General features: G+C 50.3%; 20 protein-coding genes. 7 read left to right on the top strand and 13 right to left on the bottom strand.

What is annotated here, in order from left to right; genetic code table 11:
- Nucleotides 1-5: 5 nt before the first annotated feature.
- From AC2JC8_RS02725 to AC2JC8_RS02670, 12 genes are all read right to left on the bottom strand, one after another.
- Nucleotides 6-1,862: an NAD(P)H-quinone oxidoreductase subunit F gene (locus AC2JC8_RS02725; RefSeq protein ID WP_484400476.1), complete on the bottom strand. Its 1,857-nt coding sequence runs from the start codon at nt 1,860-1,862 to the stop codon at nt 6-8.
- A gap of 4 nt (nt 1,863-1,866) precedes the next feature.
- Nucleotides 1,867-2,304 (bottom strand): ferritin-like domain-containing protein, encoded by a 438-nt coding sequence (locus tag AC2JC8_RS02720; RefSeq protein WP_484400477.1) that lies wholly within the window; start codon nt 2,302-2,304, stop codon nt 1,867-1,869.
- Between the two features lie 6 nt (nt 2,305-2,310).
- A complete protein-coding gene (gene csoS1 / locus AC2JC8_RS02715; protein ID WP_484594164.1) occupies nt 2,311-2,829 on the bottom strand; it encodes an alpha-carboxysome major shell protein CsoS1 in 519 nt (172 codons plus the stop codon).
- 64 nt (nt 2,830-2,893) lie between these two features.
- On the bottom strand, nt 2,894-3,145 hold the full coding sequence (locus AC2JC8_RS02710; protein WP_255132022.1) for a carboxysome peptide B: 252 nt from the start codon (nt 3,143-3,145) through the stop codon (nt 2,894-2,896).
- Nucleotides 3,145-3,423, bottom strand: coding sequence for an alpha-carboxysome shell vertex protein CsoS4 (gene csoS4, locus AC2JC8_RS02705; RefSeq protein WP_255132019.1), 279 nt, complete (start codon nt 3,421-3,423; stop codon nt 3,145-3,147). The genes AC2JC8_RS02710 and csoS4 overlap by 1 nt, the downstream gene beginning before the upstream one ends.
- A 1-nt stretch (nt 3,424) precedes the next feature.
- On the bottom strand, nt 3,425-4,876 hold the full coding sequence (locus AC2JC8_RS02700) for a carboxysome shell carbonic anhydrase (RefSeq protein WP_484594163.1): 1,452 nt from the start codon (nt 4,874-4,876) through the stop codon (nt 3,425-3,427).
- 32 nt (nt 4,877-4,908) lie between these two features.
- Nucleotides 4,909-7,227, bottom strand: a complete 2,319-nt coding sequence (gene csoS2 / locus AC2JC8_RS02695) for an alpha-carboxysome scaffolding protein CsoS2 (protein WP_484400480.1) — start codon at nt 7,225-7,227, stop codon at nt 4,909-4,911.
- A 68-nt stretch (nt 7,228-7,295) separates the two neighbouring features.
- A complete protein-coding gene (locus AC2JC8_RS02690) occupies nt 7,296-7,637 on the bottom strand; it encodes a ribulose bisphosphate carboxylase small subunit (protein ID WP_255132014.1) in 342 nt (113 codons plus the stop codon).
- A 49-nt stretch (nt 7,638-7,686) separates the two neighbouring features.
- Nucleotides 7,687-9,096 carry a form I ribulose bisphosphate carboxylase large subunit gene (locus AC2JC8_RS02685; RefSeq protein WP_484400482.1) on the bottom strand — a complete coding sequence of 470 codons (1,410 nt, stop codon included), beginning with the start codon at nt 9,094-9,096 and terminating at the stop codon, nt 7,687-7,689.
- A 67-nt stretch (nt 9,097-9,163) separates the two neighbouring features.
- Nucleotides 9,164-9,478: an alpha-carboxysome major shell protein CsoS1 gene (gene csoS1, locus AC2JC8_RS02680; protein ID WP_106499478.1), complete on the bottom strand. Its 315-nt coding sequence runs from the start codon at nt 9,476-9,478 to the stop codon at nt 9,164-9,166.
- A 156-nt stretch (nt 9,479-9,634) separates the two neighbouring features.
- Entirely contained in the window at nt 9,635-9,919 is a 285-nt protein-coding gene (locus tag AC2JC8_RS02675; RefSeq protein ID WP_484400483.1) for a P-II family nitrogen regulator, read from the bottom strand.
- A 3-nt stretch (nt 9,920-9,922) separates the two neighbouring features.
- The gene (locus AC2JC8_RS02670; protein ID WP_484400484.1) at nt 9,923-10,912 is read right to left on the bottom strand and encodes a sodium-dependent bicarbonate transport family permease; all 990 of its coding nucleotides are present in this window, start codon (nt 10,910-10,912) and stop codon (nt 9,923-9,925) included.
- 83 nt (nt 10,913-10,995) lie between these two features.
- Here AC2JC8_RS02670 and rdgB point away from each other — a divergent pair, with 83 nt between their 5' ends.
- A complete protein-coding gene (gene rdgB / locus AC2JC8_RS02665; RefSeq protein ID WP_484594162.1) occupies nt 10,996-11,583 on the top strand; it encodes an RdgB/HAM1 family non-canonical purine NTP pyrophosphatase in 588 nt (195 codons plus the stop codon).
- Nucleotides 11,584-11,591: 8 nt separating this feature from the next.
- Here the strand turns inward: rdgB and AC2JC8_RS02660 are convergent, their stop codons facing one another.
- Complete coding sequence (locus AC2JC8_RS02660; RefSeq protein ID WP_461555331.1) at nt 11,592-12,383, bottom strand: BMC domain-containing protein; 792 nt, start codon at nt 12,381-12,383, stop codon at nt 11,592-11,594.
- 188 nt (nt 12,384-12,571) lie between these two features.
- Between AC2JC8_RS02660 and AC2JC8_RS02655 the strand changes: the two genes are divergently transcribed.
- The 6 genes from AC2JC8_RS02655 to AC2JC8_RS02630 form a co-directional block, all read left to right on the top strand.
- A complete protein-coding gene (locus tag AC2JC8_RS02655) occupies nt 12,572-12,937 on the top strand; it encodes a hypothetical protein (RefSeq protein ID WP_484400502.1) in 366 nt (121 codons plus the stop codon).
- Nucleotides 12,938-13,006: 69 nt separating this feature from the next.
- On the top strand, nt 13,007-14,239 hold the full coding sequence (locus AC2JC8_RS02650) for a ferredoxin:protochlorophyllide reductase (ATP-dependent) subunit N (RefSeq protein WP_484419944.1): 1,233 nt from the start codon (nt 13,007-13,009) through the stop codon (nt 14,237-14,239).
- A gap of 29 nt (nt 14,240-14,268) precedes the next feature.
- Nucleotides 14,269-15,840, top strand: coding sequence for a ferredoxin:protochlorophyllide reductase (ATP-dependent) subunit B (locus tag AC2JC8_RS02645; RefSeq protein WP_484400487.1), 1,572 nt, complete (start codon nt 14,269-14,271; stop codon nt 15,838-15,840).
- 74 nt (nt 15,841-15,914) lie between these two features.
- On the top strand, nt 15,915-16,823 hold the full coding sequence (gene bchL, locus AC2JC8_RS02640; protein ID WP_484400488.1) for a ferredoxin:protochlorophyllide reductase (ATP-dependent) iron-sulfur ATP-binding protein: 909 nt from the start codon (nt 15,915-15,917) through the stop codon (nt 16,821-16,823).
- 41 nt (nt 16,824-16,864) lie between these two features.
- Complete coding sequence (zupT, locus tag AC2JC8_RS02635; protein WP_484419943.1) at nt 16,865-17,686, top strand: zinc transporter ZupT; 822 nt, start codon at nt 16,865-16,867, stop codon at nt 17,684-17,686.
- A 232-nt stretch (nt 17,687-17,918) separates the two neighbouring features.
- The coding region (locus AC2JC8_RS02630) for a cation:proton antiporter (RefSeq protein ID WP_484594161.1) at nt 17,919-18,743 on the top strand (825 nt) is incomplete at its 3' end.

Genomic DNA, 18,743 nt, shown 5'->3' with positions numbered 1-18,743 from the left:
AGTCCTCAGCCCATCGACCACACAAGAGAAGCCAGTAGAAGCACAATCCCTAATACTGCCGTGAGAACATAGGTTTGCATCTGGCCGCTCACCGCTAGCTTTAAGCCCTCAGCTCCTTGCATAGATAGACCACCCAAACGATTAGCTAGGCCGGTTACAACCTCCTGATCAAAACGATTGGTTAGATCTGCAAAACCCGCAACCAAGCGAACAATCGTTGCTCGATACAACTTATCTGTATAAAAATCGTAAGCAAGAAGATCCTGCACTGCCCGCAACGGTTTTAATACAGAACGCGACCAAAAGCGATCAAGACGCACAAAGCTACCTGCCACTACGCCCAGAGCACCGCTTGCAACAACTAAGACAACGCTAGAAGTATTAATTGCCGCCAATCCAGGCACAGGATTAAGGCGTTGAAAAACAAGTGGGAGAAGAAGAACCATCACTGACAAGCTCACCATAGGTAAAGCCATCAACCAACCCACCTCAGGGGCCCTGCGGGTTTTGGGGTGGGGTGTATCTAAGAAAACCTGGCGATAAACCCGCACTAAATTAAAAGCAGTTAATAGGTTTGTTGATAGCACCACAGCAGCTAGGAATGGATGGCTGGGCAAAAGGGCCTGCACAAGCAATCCAAAACACCAAAAACAACCCAAAGGGAATAAACCCGTTAGGCCAGCACCTGCCACAAGAAAGGCGCTCGTTGTTGCCGGCATGCGGGCGCCCAAACCTCCCAATTCAGTAAGATCCTGACAATTAGTAGTGCAAATAACACTGCCAACACCCATAAAGATCAGTGCTTTTGCTAGGCCATGGGCGAATAAAAGCAGTAATGCAACTGCGGGTTGCTGAAGAGCGATAGCTATAAAAACCAAACCTAGATATGAACTAGTGCCATAGGAAAAAGCACGTTTAAGATCAACCTGGGCTATGGCAACTAAAGCTCCACCAATAGCACTAATTGTTCCTACTACTAGTAAAACATTGATAGCTAAGGGAGAAAACCGTAGTAGTGGCATAACCTTCAGAAGAACTAAGGCGCCGCAGGTAACCACTGCGGAATTACGAAGGATTGAGGCAGGATTTGGCCCTTCCATGGCCTCATCTAGCCAAAGATGCATCGGAAACTGGGCGCATTTACCCATCGGTCCGGCAATTAGCCCTAGGCCGATCAAGCTGCCAGCCAAAGGAGATAAAGCACCGCTAGCAGTGGCGGTGGCGCTCCATTCATAAAGATCATTAAATTCCAAAGATCCCGCCCATGCAGAAAGGGCAACCATTCCCATCAAAAGCAATACATCTCCAACACGTTTTGTAAGAAATGCATCCCGCGCAGCTGTAACAACTAATGGCTGCGCATACCAAAAACCAACAAGCAAATATGTTGATAAAGTGAGCATTTCCAACAAGAAAAAGCTAAAAAACAAATTACTACTTAAGACAACACCCGCCATCGCACCTTCAAAGAAACCAACAAGGGCATAAAAGCGGGCAAGCGACCACTCCTTATCCAAGTAGCCGAGGGCAAAAACCTGCCCAAGTAAACTCATTGCAGTAACAAATTCAAGTGCGGCTAAATTAGTAAGGCTTAATTCGAATCCGATTTGCAAGTTCATATCACCAACACCAAACCAGTCAAATTGCAAATGCTGAGCCCCTATTTGCAATATTTGTTGCAGCACCAAGCTGCCATGTATGACTCCTAGAAGAGTCATTATTAAATTCAAGTAAGCCGCCGGCCTTGGACCTTGGCGCTTAAACCAACCGGCAGCCCATGGAAGCGACAAAAGCATGCCACTAAATCCATAGAGGGGGATCAGCCACACATACTGAATAGATAGAGGAAGCTCAGGCTGCATATACTTAAAATCCCTGTAAAACTTTCAACCACTTAACCAATTCAGCAGCATGCTGTTGCTCTTCTTCTAGTAAAGACTTGAAAAAATTAGCATGTAAGTGATCACTGATTAACAAACAAAAGCGCATTGATTCGGTATAGTGAAATATGAGATCATTTTCAAGTTGAATATCGGCAAGCAACAAACCCTCTAAATCTTCAGCTGAACTAACAGGCCTCAATTGTGATGCAGCAGGAGCCACTCCTAGGGAAAGCATGCATTGAATAATGCGTTCGCTGTGCTGGATCTCAGCCCCAGCTTCGCTGCGAAACAGGGCAGCTGGTTCATTCAGCTGCCAAAGATCAGCTAGGCAGGCGTGGGTTATGTATTGCTGAACGGATGTTAATTCAAGGCTTAAGGCCCTACCTAGGGCCGCTAGAACCCTTGGATGAACAGAACCCATCTGCTATCAGCTCCTGCGGATGTCGCTTGCGATAAGGGCAGGTTCAACTTCAGCGTGGGGACGAGCAATGATGTGAGCGGCAACCAAGCCATCACCAACACGTTCGCAGGCATCAGCGCCAGCTCTAACCGCCGCGTTAACAGCGCCCGTTTCACCGCGAACCATCACCGTTACGTAACCGCCACCTACGAACTCACGGGCGATCAGGGTTACTTCAGCTGCTTTTGTCATGGCATCAGCTGCCTCGATCGCTGGCACTAGACCGCGGGTTTCAATCATGCCGAGGGCGATACCTTGAATTGGATTTGTCATGGCTGTTGAAAGACTACGGGTGGAAGGTTTTTTGGGGCTGCTGGTGCTGGTCTTGGGCGGCTCTACTGGAGGCGGCGTTGGAGGTGATGTTGTTGTAGAGGATGGCACGGATTGAGCTGCCGTAGGCAAAGCCTTAGTAACTTCGGCTGGAGTGGAATTTGCATCTGGGCTATTGCGACGGCTAGCAGGCTGGCGAGGTGTTGGAGTTGCCATGAGGAATGGGAATTTACTGAGGTTTAAACTTTTTGTTGATTAGCTAAGAAGGGTGATTTCTGGGTCAGCCGTCGGGGGCCCAGAAATCAATAATTCCTCCGATAGTTAGATCTGTAAATATATTTGGATCCGGGCATGCAAAACGTGCCGCTGAACCGCTAGCTGTAAAAACCCAATTCCCAGCGGAAGCACCAACCGGATCAACAGCAACGCTTAGTTTTCCTTTATTACTGCGCAACACCCGCAGGTTCATGTGGCCTAAACCAGCCACCCGATGGGTACATACAAGGGAGCCGATAACTTGCATAATTTCCATCAATTAACCACCGCTGGAGCTGCTGGTTTAGGTGGCTCAGGTTCCCAATGATCGATGATGCCAACAATTGTTAAATCGCTGGGATAAGACTTACTACCAGCTGCTTCTCTTGCAGCGGAGCTACCTACGCAGATCACCCAATCGCCCGGGATGCACCCAACTGCATCAACAGCAACTTTTTGGGTACTGCCGTCAAGTACTACTTGAAGGTGTTTGTGTTCAAAATCAGGAATGCGATTAGTGGAAACCAAAGGCTTCACAACTTTACAAATAAGCATGTTAATGACCTCCGGGGGTAGGGAAAGTAATGCTGGAACTAACGGTTTCTGCAGCCACAAAACGATCGCGATCTCGAACAGACAACAACAAATGAAGCAAGCCTTGTTGATATAAATCTGAATATCTTTGTTTTATGGCTGCCATCACCCTTTCTCCATGGGAAATAGCCCTTTGCCTTGCGCCAGGCACTTTGCCGCGATAATCAAAACGAACCACCACCGGAATAGGAAGACCGCGAGAAACATTTAAACCCGTAAATATTTTTACTCCCACATCAAGATCTGCGGTGCTCTCTTCAACAGTATCTACATGGGCAAAATAGGTGAGGTTGCGTAGATGAATCTCCTTAAAACCGATGCCAACGCCAATAAAGCGTTCGGCATGACCGGCATCAGCGTAAGCACCATCGTGAAATTCCTTCACATAATCGATTTGGGAGATGTTGTTTTCAAACAACTGGGCGATAAAACGCACCATGCCTTGATCAAGTTCCCCTTGCACCGCAGCTTCAACCATTTGCAAGATTTTTTCTCTTGCCCCATGAGGTGAAAGTAAATAGGTGGATTCATATACATCTTTTGCATCCAACCATTGATCTAAAAGCGCCTTGCTATCGCGATCCGGCACATGCACCCGAATTGCGTCTGTATCTGTATCTATCCCAAGCAGCAACAGATCAACTGAGGCGCCACAACAAAAGCTGTTTTCAACCGCCACCCTGAAAGCCTGTAGCCGTTCCATGCCAGCGGCAGCGGCAGCCGCATCATTAGATGAATGGGCAGCACAACCTTCATGGCTTGGATTTAAAGAACTGAAGTGATATACCACCGCCTTTAGGTAACGGGTTGGTTCGTGGGCGCTGTTTGGTTGTGCTTCACGAAAACGTAGATGTTCGGTTTTAACCCAACGATCAACTGTGTTTTCAACATCGAACATCGCGCCGGCATGGGGGCGACGTCGCACACAGCTAAAGGGAATACGCAAACCAAAAGCAATGGCATGGGCTAAGCGGCCGTCAGCGCAGGGGGTGATATCGAGCAAATGAAAGCCGCAATCAATTAGTAGCCGTTCAAAATCTGCTGCGCTTGCTCCATCGAGGGGGTCTGTTTCAAAAAAAGATTTGCTGGTTTGTTCGTAGACTTCAAATACACACCACGCAAACAAGCGGCGCATATCAAGCTGAGTGACCCATGCCATCTCAAGGATTGGCAATGGCAACTCAAAACCTAGTTGCTCATTCGCAAGCCGCTGCGCATCTACAATGAAGCTTTTCTCATGTTGCAAAGCAGAGAGCTGTTGCAACACCGGAACAATGCGATCGAATGACGCCTTTACCCGATGGTCGTAGTTGTGTAGGCGAGCATTGGCGGCAACATCACTCAAACAGTGCGGTGATCTTGCCCTAGGGCTTGAGTAAACCAACGGTCGGCGCCTTGGAGCCGTGGGCTCCATGGGCCTATCGTTGTGTGACGCACGGCGCAACATCAACCGCGGGCACCTCCAGACACGGTGACCAATGAACCTTTATCTGTACTGCCACTAGAACCTGTAACTCGGCAGGTGGGAACTACAACATCTTCATTGCGTTTCTGTTGCATAGCAGCCATGGAATTTTGAATTCCAACCCTGGAGGGATTCCTGCGGCGAGCAGAAGGGCCCTCAGTGCCGGTTACACGCTTGCCGCGATCCCAATCATCGCCAGTAATTTTATGGCCAGAGCCCTCGCCGGTTACCCGGGAAACGGGCTCCTGCTCAGCAGCAACTTGAGCTGTTGCACCAGTTTTGGCGCTTACAACAGCTCTACTGGGGGCTGGGGTGCGATCAAACCGAAATTGTTCAGTGCCTGTTACCTTTCCGCTTGCCATATCGAAGGGTCCGGTAATTCGGCCACCCTGCTCATAGGTGCTACCGGTAACAGCCCCACCTTTTTGGCGTTGTTCCTGGGCAGAACGGGCAGGGGATTGCACGCTGAAACGCTGCCAATTGGTACCCGCTAGCGGTTGAGGGAAATCGGGCTCAGCGCCAGTTTTTATGCCGCAGGCTCCCTGCAGCTGATCGGCTCCCACATAGGGAGTGCCGGTAACGTTTTCACAGGCACCGCGCTCTGCGCCTGTCATCACTCCACCAATACCTGGTTGCAAACCGGTGAGGGGGCTTGCTGAATTACGCGGAGTGCGGGCCTGGATGCCAGCGGCCGCGCTGGGGGAGCAAAAATTGCCAGCCTGTTCCATACCTATGTATGGAGTACCAGTAACAATTTTGCAGGTACCAGGTTCATCACCGGTAACTTTTTCAGATCTACCGGTATAAGTGCCACTCACAACTTGACTGCGATTTGTGAGGCTAAATCCCACCTTGGCTGACTCTGGGGTGGGGCTGGAGCCGCAGAAGCGTTCGTATTGCTGGCTACCCACATATTCATCACCGGTTACCAAACGGCAAGTGCCCGGTTCATCACCGGTTACTTTGTCGCTGCGGCCCACATGAGTTCCTGTGATACCTGTTCCGCGCAGAGTGCTCAAGCTGCTCACTTTTGTGGCTGCGCGGCCCCCCACAGGGGGCTCATGGCCGAGATATTGATCTCCAGTTAGCTGCAAACCGGAACCGCTTTCATCGCCAGTTACCTTCTCGCTGCGGCCCACCATCACACCAGAAACAGCCTGACCACCAAGGGTGTGGCTACGACCCACCTTGCGCACACTTGGAGTAGTTGTTCCGCAATATGCAGCGGATTGATTCGCTGATATGTATTCAGTGCCTGTAACTGATTTACAGGTGCCTGGCTCATCGCCGGTTACCTTCTCGCTGCGGCCCACTTCATTGCCAGTAACGCGATTGCCATGGCTGGTGGCACTAACACGCACTTTGGCCGGCTGCTGGGAGGCCGGTTTTGTTTGGCAAAAAGTTTGAAAAACTTCAGCACCAAGATATTCAGTGCCGGTAATTGCTCTGCAAGTGGCAGCTTCGTTACCTGTGGTTTTTATTGAGCGGTTGGCCTGGGTGCCAGTAACGGTTTGCCCAGCCAAGGTTTCGCTAACACCCACTTTCCAGGTGGCGTCGTCTGCAGCAGTTTGCTTAGAACCGTGGCGATTTGGGCCGCTGGGGCGACTAGAGCTGCTGCTGCCATTTCCTTTTGCTCTAGTGATTGCTGCGGCTCCGGTTTTGCTGCGCAGTTCACGAATTTTTAGAGCCAGCTCGCGGCTGCTGATATCCGGATTGCTCTGACGCATCACAGCAGCGGTGCCGCTTGCTTGGCTGGTATTAGCTGATTTTCCACCCTTAGCCAGGGCCTCGCGACGGGCGATCACCAAGGCTCTACTTGGATTGTGCTGGCTGTGGCGACGGAGGGGTTGTTGAGCGTTAGAGCGTGTATTTGTGCTGGGGGTAGGAGTTGAAAAAATTGAAGCGGGGGCAGCTTCAACAACTGCATTGCGCACCGGAGTTACAACTGCTTTTTCAGCCTGTTTTGCAAGATCACTTCTTGTGCGATCACTGCTGATTTCAGCTCTCTTTCCCCTACGGCTTAGGGCCTCACGGCGGGCAAGAGCAAGATCTCTACTTGGATTTGAAATGCGATTACGGCTCATGTTGTGGCTGGGGGCTGCCAAATGAAAGCTGTGGGTTGGTTTTGGCGATGCAACAGAAACCACAACAGCTGGAGTGATGGTGCGGCTAGGTCGCGCTTCATGGGCACTACGCACTCGGCCAGCGCTGCTAGAAAAACGCTTCTCTGCGGTTTTTCCTCCACTTGACAGCGCCATACGCCTCGCCAGTGCTGCATCGCGACTCGACTGCTGTGCCATATTCGCCCCCTATAAAAAAAACTTGTGTAATGGTCCCCACCGAAGTGGGGACCGAATTGATGCGCTAATCAGCGCGCTTCGAAAACCACAAAGCAAGAACCTTGGCTTTGGGTGTATGCGTCGTAGCCCACCAAACGAACGTGGTGGTCGGGGTAGGCACGGTGGCAACCCTCGAGTTCACTAACAATCACGCCCAGATCCTTTTCACCGAAGAACGGCAATTTCCAATACGACCAATAGATCGACATTGAACGGCTGGGATGAACATGTTCCACCACAGGGGTCCAGCCCTGGGCGACGATGTAGGCGATCTGGTCGTAGATCTCGTCCTGGGTCATCGGCGGTAAAAAGCCGAATGTCTCCAGGGTGGCGACTGTTTGATAGTCACCCACGGTGCTCTTAAAGGGCATGGGGATCCTTAGTTGATGAGGTTTAGGGGAAGCCGATTCAAATCAGGCGTTACACGTCGAGCTTGTCAACGGTGTCGAACTCGAACTTGATCTCTTTCCAAGTTTCGAGGGCAATAGCCAGCTCTGGGCTGTGCTTCGCGGCTTCCATAAGGATGTCGCGGCCTTCCTTTTCAATTTCGCGGCCAGCATTGCGAGCCTTAACGCAGGCCTCAAGGGCCACACGGTTAGCAGCAGCACCAGCAGCGGAACCCCAGGGGTGTCCGTGGGTACCACCACCGAATTGAAGAACGGAATCGTCGCCGAAAATTGCCACCAGGGCAGGCATGTGCCAAACGTGAATACCGCCAGAAGCAACGGCAAACACACCAGGCATCGAGCCCCAGTCTTGATCAAAGAAGTTACCGCGAGTGCGGTCTTCAGGAACAAATGATTCCCGAAGTTGATCGATATAGCCAAGGGTGGTTTGGCGATCGCCCTCGAGCTTGCCCACCACGGTGCCGGTGTGAAGCTGGTCACCACCAGACAAACGCAGGCACTTTGCCAATACACGGAAGTGAATGCCGTGCTTGGGGTGGCGATCGATCACAGCGTGCATCGCACGGTGGATGTGCAAAAGCATTCCGTTCTTGCGGCACCACCTCGACAAACCGGTGTTGGCAGTAAAGCCACCGGTGATGTAGTCGTGCATGATGATCGGCTGGTTGAGTTCTTTTGCAAACTCAGCCCGTTCATACATCTCTTCAGGAGTATTGGCGGTGCAATTGAGGTAGTGCCCCTTGCGCTCGCCGGTTTCCTGCTCGGCCAATTTCACAGCTTCTGCAACGAACTCGAAACGGTTCTGCCAACGCTGGAAAGGCTGGGAGTTGATGTTTTCGTCGTCCTTGGTGAAATCAAGGCCACCGCGGAGACATTCATAAACAACCCGACCGTAGTTTTTACCGCTCAAGCCCAATTTTGGCTTGATGGTGCAACCCAGTAAGGGACGGCCGTATTTGTTCATACGGTCGCGCTCTACCTGGATGCCGTTAGGGGGGCCGCCGCAGGTTTTGATGAAGGCCAAGGGGAAACGAATGTCCTCTAGGCGCAGATGGCGGAGGGCTTTAAAACCAAAAACGTTGCCTACCAAGGAGGTGAGAACGTTTGTGATCGAGCCTTCTTCAAACAGATCGAGGGGATAGGCGATGAAGGCATAAAAAGCCTCTTTGTCGCCAGGCACCTCTTCGATGCGATAGCAACGACCTTTGTAGAACTCAAGATCTGTTAGGAGTTCCGACCAAACGGTGGACCAGGTGCCCGTGGAGGATTCAGCAGCTACAGCAGCAGCTACCTCTTCCCTTGGAACGCCCTCCTGGCCTGTGCACTTAAAACACGCCAGTAGGTCGGAATCGAGGGGAACGTAGTCAGGAGTCCAGTAAGTGTCCCTGTACTCCTTAACCCCTGCGTCGTACTTCTTGCTCATGGGGAAAAATCAGATGGATTCAGTTGGGGATTGGGTTTCGGTGTCCCTACGGGGGAACGCCTAGGCCTCAGTCCTTGGAACCCAGGAAGTTGCTGCTGCCACCAAGGGCAGGTTCAACTTCACGATGGGGGCGGGCGATGATGTGGGCGGCAACAAGGCCGTCACCAACACGTTCGCAAGCATCTGCGCCAGCGCGCACTGCAGCGTTTACGGCGCCGGTTTCGCCGCGCACCAAAACGGTTACGTAACCGCCGCCAACAAATTCACGACCGATCAGACGCACTTCTGCGGCTTTTGTCATGGCATCTGCTGCCTCAATCGCAGGCACGAGGCCGCGGGTTTCAATCATGCCGAGGGCAATGCCCATTGTTTCGCTTGCCATTGCCAGCTCCTTAAGGGGGGGCGGAAAGTTCGCCGCTAACACTGCTCCGGCAAAGGCGCATCCGTCAAGATGTTTGAGACCCCTAACCAATCAGCGTCTTAAGGGGGTGATATAAGCAACCCTTATCAATTAAACTTTTATCTTTACAATATTTTTTCAAAGAGGTTGAGCATCGGCCACGAATGCAACGCCGCCGTAATAACTAAAAATCGAATTCAGAGTTGGTTTCAACTGCTCAATTGTGGCTTCATCGCAAAAAACAATTACGTGGGCATTTGCTCCTAAACCACTGAAATCCATCGATTCCGAAACCACATCGCCACCCCGGCCTTGCCCCGTTACATGACGCATCACTGAATAGCCAGGGGCGCCGGCTTGTTTGAGAGCGTTAAGCACTTTGTCGAGCTCGCGCTCACTCATGATCAAATCAAGACGTTTCATTAATCAACCTGCAGGGATAAAACGCTGGATAAGCGCCATGTATAAAGGAATACCAACTATTATATTAAATGGGAAAGTAATGCCAAGTGAACTGGATATATAGAGGCTTGGATTCGCCTCTGGAACCGTCATTCGCATGGCGGCGGGCACAGCGATATACGAGGCGCTCGCACAGAGCACCATAAATAGCAAACTATTGCCTTGCCCTAAATCTAAAAAGAGCGCAATTGCCAGGCCAAAAGCAGCATTTAATAAAGGCATCAACAACGCAAAACCAATTAGAAACGCACCCGCTTGACGCAGATCGCCAAGGCGTTGAGCGGCGATTATTCCCATGTCCAGCAGGAAAAAACAAAGAACTCCGTAAAAAAGTTTCCCCGTAAAAGGCTCCATCTTTTCTATACCGCTCGGATTAAACCATGCAACTAGAAAACCAATAATCAGGCTGCCAACCAATAGATAAACAGAGCTATTAAGAAAGGCTTCTCTCAATAAAGGGCCCCAGCTTGAATTAGCATCACTAGGCCTATTTTGAGCCGCTAATTTAACTAACAATAGCCCAACTATTATGGCTGGAGATTCCATCAATGCCAATGCTGCTACCATAAATCCATCGGAGGGAATATTCAATACCCTAAGGAAACTTTCAGCCGTTATGAATGTAACCGCTGAAATTGATCCATAAGTGGCAGCAATAGCAGCAGCGTTGAATACATCGAAGCGATTTCTTAATATAAAAAAGCAGTAGATTGGCACTATAATAGACATAAAAACTGCCGCTAAAATTGTATAAATCACATTTCCAGCTAAGCCACTATGTTGAAGCTCAACTCCGCCTTTAAAACCGATAGAAAGTAATAAATAAAGTGAAAATAATTTGGGCAATGGGGCAGGGATCTCTAGATCAGTGCCCAACAGCACCGCAAATACGCCAAGAAAAAAGAACAAAATTGCTGGGGACAGCAAATTTTGTAAAACCAGGCTTGTATCCAAAGGTTTTCTTTAGGGCGTCCAGGTCTACTGGAATTCAGCAGGGCTGTCAAAGAGCAGAATGGCTAAATCAACGCAGCTACAGGGTGAGTAGAAACCAAAAAATACTTGTAATTGCAAGCGGTAATCCCAGCAAGGTGAATGAAATCAGGGCAATGCTTGCTCCTGTTGCCCTTGATGTTCAACAACAACCGAAAGGTTTAGAAATTGAAGAAACCGGTAGCACCTACCTTGAAAACGCCCGCTTAAAAGCCTCACAGGTGGCACTTCTGTGCGGCAACTGGGCCCTGGCAGACGATTCAGGGCTTGAAGTGGATGCTTTAGGGGGAGCGCCAGGGATTTTTTCGGCCCGCTACGCCCCGAGTGATAAGGAACGAATTGATCGACTTCTCCATGAATTGAAGCAAAGCCTTTACAGAAGTGCTGGATTTCATAGCGCCGTGGCACTTTCAGATCCCAGCGGCACCATTCGCCTGGAGGCGGAAGGCCTTTGTAGAGGTGAAATTTTGATTGCACCAAGGGGAGATGGCTTTGGCTACGACCCTGTGTTCTGGATCAAGGAAGCAAATAGCACCTACGCGCAACTTCCCGCCCATCAAAAAATGAAGCTGGGTAGTAGGGGTAAGGCCATCAGGGCAATTGCAGCTGAAATGGGATCTTTAATGGGGTTTTAAAAGTTCCCTTAGCGTGAATTAATGCTGCCCACCGCCCGCATTGCAGCAGCGGCAGCTTCCTCTACATCGCCCTCTTTGCCTGCAAGGGTAAGCCGGCCAAAAGCGCCAACAGCTTTCACATCCACCACAGTGATGTTTGAGGATTTTTCAGCTTCGTTAGCTGCAATCAGCACGTAGCCAGCCGGTTCAGTTTCAAGAATGAACATGCTCATCCCTGCTTGGATCATCGAACCACGGCGATTCAAGCGATTGATCAACACCGCGTGATCAGGGGTAATGGCGCGGATTATTTCAGTCCAACTAACAGTGCAGGGGCTACGGCGATCAATGCTGCTGCCAATTGCTTCGAGCACAACTTGGCCAGAATGCAGCACATTGCTCTGATCGCGATGGTAAAGACCGAGGGAACCAAAAGCCCGCTCTACCACCATTTGGCCAAGGCGCACAGTGCTGGCTTTTAAGGCAATATCCGTAACTCGGTGCACCGCCATACCAGGAGACACCTCTAGCCAAAGGCAGGCATCACCAGGAATTGGCAAAAATCCCTGAGATACCGTTCCCATGTATGACGCTAACTGCGGCTGCAAGGAATCCAGAAATACGTAGGTGCGCAACTGGATTGAACCCACCTGACCGCCCTGGCGGGAAAGGCGTCTGCCCTCGCTATCTGTTGTAACAGTGACGCAACTAGGGCCTACAGGCACATCAACCTGAGTGCCTGTAATCGATACAGAGGCGCTGCCATCCCTTAACCCGGCTCGCCGACGCCTATTAGAGAGATCGTCAGCGAAACTTGGCAGGGCCTTTTTTATAAATACTGGCGCGACTCTACCGCTCTACCCCTTGCGTAGTTATGGGGAGTGGGTACCTTCCGGCAATAACGCAAGAGCTGCTGATGCCGAGCAAAACAGCCACCAACTCCACCGAAGCCCAACCAATTTCCAATCAAGAACCCCAAGCAAATTTCTCCGATTGGATCGCTCACGCCATGGATCAAGGGGTAAAGCCAGAACAAGCTCTTGCCTTTATTGGGCTTGGCTTAATGCAAAGGATGGGCACAGCACACGACACCAACTTCACCACCATTTGGAATGAAAGCCACGGTGAGGCCGCTGATCTGCAGAATCTGCGTCAGCGTTTGGAACTTACCGATTTAGCTGTGCGCACAGGAGCACCACTAAGCACCTCAGAAGTAGCTGTTTTATTAGGGGCTCGCCCAGGTACGCCCGTGGTGGAACGGGGCGGCTTGATTGCGCGTCGAGTGAGCCGCAATGTGTGGAAATTGAGCCGCAGTAGTGAAAGTGGCGATCGCACAAGCCCCGCTTATGGAGATGCTTTTCGTAGGCGCCTTTAAAAAAGACAAGGGGTTTGGCTCTTACCCCTTAAAAAGCACTATTTATATATGTGTTGATTAGGGCTGCGATTGGAGATCATTAAAGAAAACGGACAGCGGGAGGTGTTTTGCGGACTCACCTCAATCGTGTGGCTGCATCGCCGCATGCCAGATGCCTTCTTTTTGGTGGTTGGTTCCCGCACCTGTGCGCATCTAATCCAAAGTGCTGCAGGCGTGATGATTTTTGCAGAGCCGCGCTTTGGTACAGCAATCCTTGGGGAACGGGATCTTGCCGGATTAGCTGACGCCAACGAAGAGCTTGATCGTGTAGTTACAGATCTGCTAGTACGCCGCCCTGAAATTCGCACCTTGTTCTTAGTGGGTTCATGCCCCAGCGAGGTGATCAAACTCGATTTAGCAAAAGCTGCGGAACGGCTCAGCACGCGCCTGCGAGGCCAAGTGCGGGTGGTTAATTACAGCGGTAGTGGTATCGAAACCACATTTACCCAAGGCGAAGACAATGCTCTTACAGCCTTGGTGCCTTTTTTACCCCCCAATGATGAAAGTCAATTACTGCTGGTGGGCACCCTTGCAGATGGAGTAGAGGAGCGCTTTCTCACCCTGTTTGAACGGCTCGGCATTAGCAATGTTGCCAGCTTTCCACCCCGCAGATCAACAGAGTTGCCAAGCCTTGGCAAAGGCACAAAAGTGCTTCTGGCGCAACCATTTCTTGGTTCCACTGCCAGGGCACTTCAAAGCCGTGGCGCTCAACTTCTGAGCAGCCCATACCCCCTAGGGGTGGAGGGTAGTTGCCGCTGGTTTGAAGCGGCCGCCACAGCTTTTGGCATTGATCCTGCTCACACCGCTTCTGTGCTGGATCCCCTGGTGGAACGGGGTCGCGCGGCAGTGGCGCCCCATCGCCGCGAATTAGAAGGCAAGCGCTTGTTTCTGTTGCCTGATTCCCAGATGGAATTAGCCCTTGGCAGATTTCTACACCGCGAATGCGGAATGGAACTGGTGGAAGTGGGTACCCCATACCTTGATAGAGCGTTACAACAGCCCGAACTAGATCTCCTGCCTGCCGGATTGCAATTAAGTGAGGGGCAACATCTTGAAAAACAGCTAGATAGGGTAAGGGCTGCTAAGCCAGATCTTGTGGTTTGCGGTATGGGTTTGGCAAATCCATTGGAAGCCGAAGGTTTTGCTACCAAATGGTCTATTGAATTGGTATTTAGCCCAATTCACGGTTGCGATCAAGCGGGTGACTTAGCTGAATTATTTGCACGACCCCTAAGACGACGCGCAATGCTGGCTTTTAATTAACAAAAACTCGTAACCAAATTCCAGCAACCATGGAACTCACCCTTTGGACCTATGAAGGCCCCCCCCACGTGGGGGCAATGCGAATAGCCACCTCGATGGAAGGGGTGCATTACGTGCTTCATGCCCCCCAAGGCGACACTTACGCCGATTTGTTGTTCACGATGATCGAACGCCAAAACAAGCGTCCACCGGTTACGTACACCACATTTCAAGCTCGCGATCTGGGCGGCGATACGGCCGAGCTTGTAAAGCGTTCAATCAGTGATGCAGTGGAGCGCTTTCAACCCCAAGCCTTATTGGTTGGTGAAAGCTGCACAGCAGAATTAATTCAAGATCAGCCCGGTAGCTTGGCCCAAGGCATGGGCTTCAATCTGCCAATTGTGAATCTTGAATTACCTGCTTATTCAAAAAAAGAGAATTGGGGTGCTTCCGAAACGTTTTACCAACTGCTTCGCACCTTGCTCAAAGATCAAGCCCTTAATCCAGGTGCAGAAAAACCATCGCCAAGCCGCTGGCGCAGCGAGCAACGTAAACCGAGAGTGAACCTACTGGGCCCAAGCCTGCTGGGATTTCGTTGCCGCGACGACGTAATAGAAGTTACGAAACTACTCTCAGAACTTGGCGTTGATGTGCATGTGGCCGCACCTCTTGGGGCAAGCCCTGCAGATCTAAAGCGAATTCCAGAAGCCGATGCAAACATTTGTTTATATCCAGAAATTGCTGAAAGCAGCTGCAGCTGGTTGGAACGTCAATTAGGGATGGTAAGTATCAAAACAGTGCCAATTGGCATCGGTGCAATTCAACAATTCCGGGAGGAGTTAGCAGCGGTTTTAGAGCTTGATCAAATTCCAGCTCCACCAGATCGATCAAGAATGCCCTGGTATTCCCAATCGGTTGATTCCACATACCTCACCGGCAAACGGGTATTCATTTTTGCTGATGCAACCCATGCGATTGCAGCTGCGCGGATAGCAAGTAAAGAGCTTGGTTTTCAAGTGGTGGGCCTTGGCAGCTACTGCCGGGAGCAGGCAAGGGCTGTGCGAGCTGCCGCCCAAGAATTAGGAATTGAGGCTTTGATCAGCGACGATTACCTAGAAGTGGAAGCAGCCATGGCTGCCGCTGCGCCAGAACTTGTGCTGGGCACCCAAATGGAACGCCATAGCGCCAAAAGGCTTGGTATTCCATGCGCTGTGATTTCAGCCCCTCTACATGTGCAAGATGTGCCTGCTCGCTATGCCCCGCAAATGGGCTGGGAAGGTGCGAATGTGATTTTTGATAGCTGGGTGCATCCATTGATGATGGGCTTGGAGGAGCACTTAATCGGCATGTTCCGCCATGATTTTGAGTTTGTTGAAGGGCATATGAGCCATAAGGGCCAGAAAGCTCCCGCAGATAAACTTGTTGCAGAAGAAGCAGCTGTTCCAGCAACTGTTTCTGGCGGGTGTAGCTGGACCAGTAGCGGTAGCGCAGAGTTAGGCCGGATTCCCTTTTTTGTAAGGGGTAAAGTTAAACGCAACACTGAAACCTTTGCCCATGAGCGCGGGATAAGTGAAATAACAGATGAGGTGCTCTATGAAGCCAAGGCCCATTTCACTCGGTAACACTTTCTTCCCGGTTTCCCGGCGCCAGCCAATTTCAGCCTCACAACTTTCATACACCAACACTTGAATCCCAAATGACCGCCACCATTACCACCCCCAGCAGCAGCAAAAACAGCAGAGAAGATGGAGAAGGAAGCCTCCAGGTGCATCTAGACGACTCAATGAAAATTGAGGAAGGTGCCCTAGTTATTGCTGTTTATGGAAAAGGAGGGATCGGTAAATCAACCACCTCTTCCAATCTATCGGCGGCATTTTCGAAATTAGGGAAGCGTGTATTACAGATCGGCTGCGATCCAAAACACGACAGCACCTTCACCCTCACCAAAAAGATGGTGCCCACGGTGATAGATATTTTAGAGACTGTTGACTTTCACACAGAAGAACTAAAGCCTGAAGATTTTGTATTTGAAGGATATAACGGAGTGATGTGTGTGGAATCCGGCGGTCCACCAGCTGGCACTGGCTGCGGCGGTTATGTAACAGGTCAAACTGTAAAACTTCTAAAGGAGCATCATCTTCTAGAAGACACAGATGTGGTAATTTTTGATGTGCTCGGCGATGTGGTTTGCGGTGGTTTTGCTGCACCTCTCCAGCATGCAAACTATTGCTTAATTGTTACAGCAAATGATTTTGATTCGATCTTTGCGATGAATCGTATTATTGCAGCAATTCAAGCAAAGGCAAAAAATTATAAGGTTCGCCTTGGTGGTGTTGTAGTTAACAGAAGTAATGATACCGATCAGATTGATAAATATAACGAGAGAGTTGGCATGCGCACGATGGCCCATTTCCCAGATCTTGATGCTATTCGCCGCTCGCGTCTTAAAAAATGCACAATTTTCGAAATGGAAGCCACCCCTGAGGTGGAAGCAGTGCAAAATGAATATTTAGCTCTTGCCCAAAGGATGATAGACAATGTAAAGCCATTGGAAGCCGAATCTCTTAAAGATCGTGAAATATTTGATCTACTTGGTTTTGATTGATTAATTAAATTGCAGTCACTAGATGTGAAAATGAGTATTAAATGCTTTTAGACTCAGTTCAAAATAGTGGCTTTGCGCTTTCTTTAACACTCTTTGCTGGCCTATCAACAGGTATCGGAAGCTTGCTTGGGCTTAGCACTCGCAGATCTACAAATACATTTTTAACTTTATCACTTGGGTTTTCGGCGGGGGCGATGATATATGTATCTCTTGTTGAGATCCTGCCAAAAGCAAGGTTTGCATTGCAACCGATCCTCGGCAATAGTTTAGGTTACGGAGCTACGGTAATCGCTTTTTTTGCGGGGGTTGCATTGTGCGCCTTAATTGATCATCTATTGCCCGCCCATGATTCATCAGTAATTTTTAAGTTGCAATCTAGAGAAGAACATAGTCATACCGCATTAGGCCGTAAACGCCTTTGGCGTATGGGTTTATTTTCAGCGGTGGCAATTGCGATACATAATTTTCCCGAAGGGCTTGCAACTTTTCTTGGGGCACTAAATAATCCAAAACTTGGCGTGAGTATTGCAGTAGCAATTGCTATTCACAATATCCCTGAAGGTTTAGCAGTATCTGCACCTATCTACTTCGCTACGGGCAGCCGCAGCAAGGCTTTCTGGTATTCATTTTTATCTGGATTGGCGGAACCAATCGGTGGACTAGTGGGATATTTCCTATTTCGTTCATTTCCAAATCAACTGGTGTTTGGCCTTGTATTTGCCGCTGTTGCAGGCGTGATGCTTTACATCTCATTTGATGAATTGCTACCTGCAGCCAAAGAATATGGCGAACATCACCATGCAATTTGGAGTTTGATTGCAGGCATGGCTGTGATGGCTTTGAGCTTGGTTTTGTTGGCTTAATAAGTGAGTAAAACTGTGCCCTGATGGGTTCTTCACTACTCAGCACTTTGTTGTTACTCCTAGTGGGATCTCTACTTGCTCGGCTTACTGCTAACCGCTTAAAAGGTTTGGCGCTGCCGGCGATTGTACTGGAACTTGTGGTGGGCTTTTTGCTTGGTAATAGCTTTTTGCCCTACAGCCGCATTGCACCCCTAGCCGGGCTTACTGAATTAGGAGTGCTCACACTTTTTTTATGGTGGGGCTTGAGGTGCAAGGCGGCCTACTGGGTTCAAGACCTGCAGCGGTGCTGCGCACCGTGCTGCTTTCTGCGCTCACGCCCTTGCTGGCTTGGTGGCCATTGCAACAGGGATTTGGGCTTTCAAATGCCAGCACAATTCTGTGCGTGGCCGTTCTTAGTGCCACGGGCACTGGCGTAACCCTGCGGGCACTAGGCCAAGCAAATGCTCTACACACCGCATCGGAGCGATTACTGGTGGGTGTTTCCGTGCTGGATGATTTACCTGCTATCGCCTTGCTTACCGCATCAGTTGCCATGGGAGCAGCACCGGGTAACACAAGCCCATTGCCAGCGATTGCTATTGCGTTGATGTTATTGAGTATCCCTATAAGTAAATGGTGGCTGAAGCGCTATGGCCCCTGGCAACCAGATTTATTGGAGGTGCTGCTGCTGTTAATTACTTGCAGCTGGATTGGCGAAGTAGGCCAGCTCACCAGTTTGCTCGGCGCCCTTTGGGGCGGAGTGCTGCTTAACCGCATAGCGCCGATGCCAGCCGGGGGAAAAGAAGCTGCAAACCTGCGCAGCAACCTGGCACTTCTTTCTGAGGTGTTTTTGCCCCTTTATTTCATCAGCGTGGGCATGCGGATTCAGGCAAGCACGTTGCTCCAACCTGGTGCTTGGGCCCTAGCCCTAAGCCTGGTTGTGCTGGCAATCGGCTGCAAACTGATCTGCGCCTTTGGCATCAACCAAAAAGATCAAGCTGCTGGGATTGATCGCTGGGTAGTGGTGTTTGGTTTGATTCCACGCGGCTTGCCGGGCTTGGTATTTGCAACCACTGCC

Source organism: Synechococcus sp., from assembly GCF_982614295.1.
The sequence above is the reverse complement of the archived record's forward strand: the minus strand, read 5'-3'. Positions and strand labels throughout refer to the sequence as shown.

Excerpts from the sequence above, each read along its gene's own strand:
- AC2JC8_RS02725 (WP_484400476.1), bottom strand. The coding sequence starts at position 1,862 with ATGCAGCCTGAGCTTCCTCTATCTATTCAGTATGTGTGGCTGATCCCC.
- AC2JC8_RS02720 (WP_484400477.1), bottom strand. The coding sequence starts at position 2,304 with ATGGGTTCTGTTCATCCAAGGGTTCTAGCGGCCCTAGGTAGGGCCTTA.
- csoS1 (WP_484594164.1), bottom strand. The coding sequence starts at position 2,829 with ATGGCAACTCCAACACCTCGCCAGCCTGCTAGCCGTCGCAATAGCCCA.
- AC2JC8_RS02710 (WP_255132022.1), bottom strand. The coding sequence starts at position 3,145 with ATGGAAATTATGCAAGTTATCGGCTCCCTTGTATGTACCCATCGGGTG.
- csoS4 (WP_255132019.1), bottom strand. The coding sequence starts at position 3,423 with ATGCTTATTTGTAAAGTTGTGAAGCCTTTGGTTTCCACTAATCGCATT.
- AC2JC8_RS02700 (WP_484594163.1), bottom strand. The coding sequence starts at position 4,876 with ATGGAGCCCACGGCTCCAAGGCGCCGACCGTTGGTTTACTCAAGCCCT.
- csoS2 (WP_484400480.1), bottom strand. The coding sequence starts at position 7,227 with ATGGCACAGCAGTCGAGTCGCGATGCAGCACTGGCGAGGCGTATGGCG.
- AC2JC8_RS02690 (WP_255132014.1), bottom strand. The coding sequence starts at position 7,637 with ATGCCCTTTAAGAGCACCGTGGGTGACTATCAAACAGTCGCCACCCTG.
- AC2JC8_RS02685 (WP_484400482.1), bottom strand. The coding sequence starts at position 9,096 with ATGAGCAAGAAGTACGACGCAGGGGTTAAGGAGTACAGGGACACTTAC.
- csoS1 (WP_106499478.1), bottom strand. The coding sequence starts at position 9,478 with ATGGCAAGCGAAACAATGGGCATTGCCCTCGGCATGATTGAAACCCGC.
- AC2JC8_RS02675 (WP_484400483.1), bottom strand. The coding sequence starts at position 9,919 with ATGAAACGTCTTGATTTGATCATGAGTGAGCGCGAGCTCGACAAAGTG.
- AC2JC8_RS02655 (WP_484400502.1), top strand. The coding sequence starts at position 12,572 with ATGGATCAAGGGGTAAAGCCAGAACAAGCTCTTGCCTTTATTGGGCTT.
- AC2JC8_RS02645 (WP_484400487.1), top strand. The coding sequence starts at position 14,269 with ATGGAACTCACCCTTTGGACCTATGAAGGCCCCCCCCACGTGGGGGCA.
- bchL (WP_484400488.1), top strand. The coding sequence starts at position 15,915 with ATGACCGCCACCATTACCACCCCCAGCAGCAGCAAAAACAGCAGAGAA.
- zupT (WP_484419943.1), top strand. The coding sequence starts at position 16,865 with ATGCTTTTAGACTCAGTTCAAAATAGTGGCTTTGCGCTTTCTTTAACA.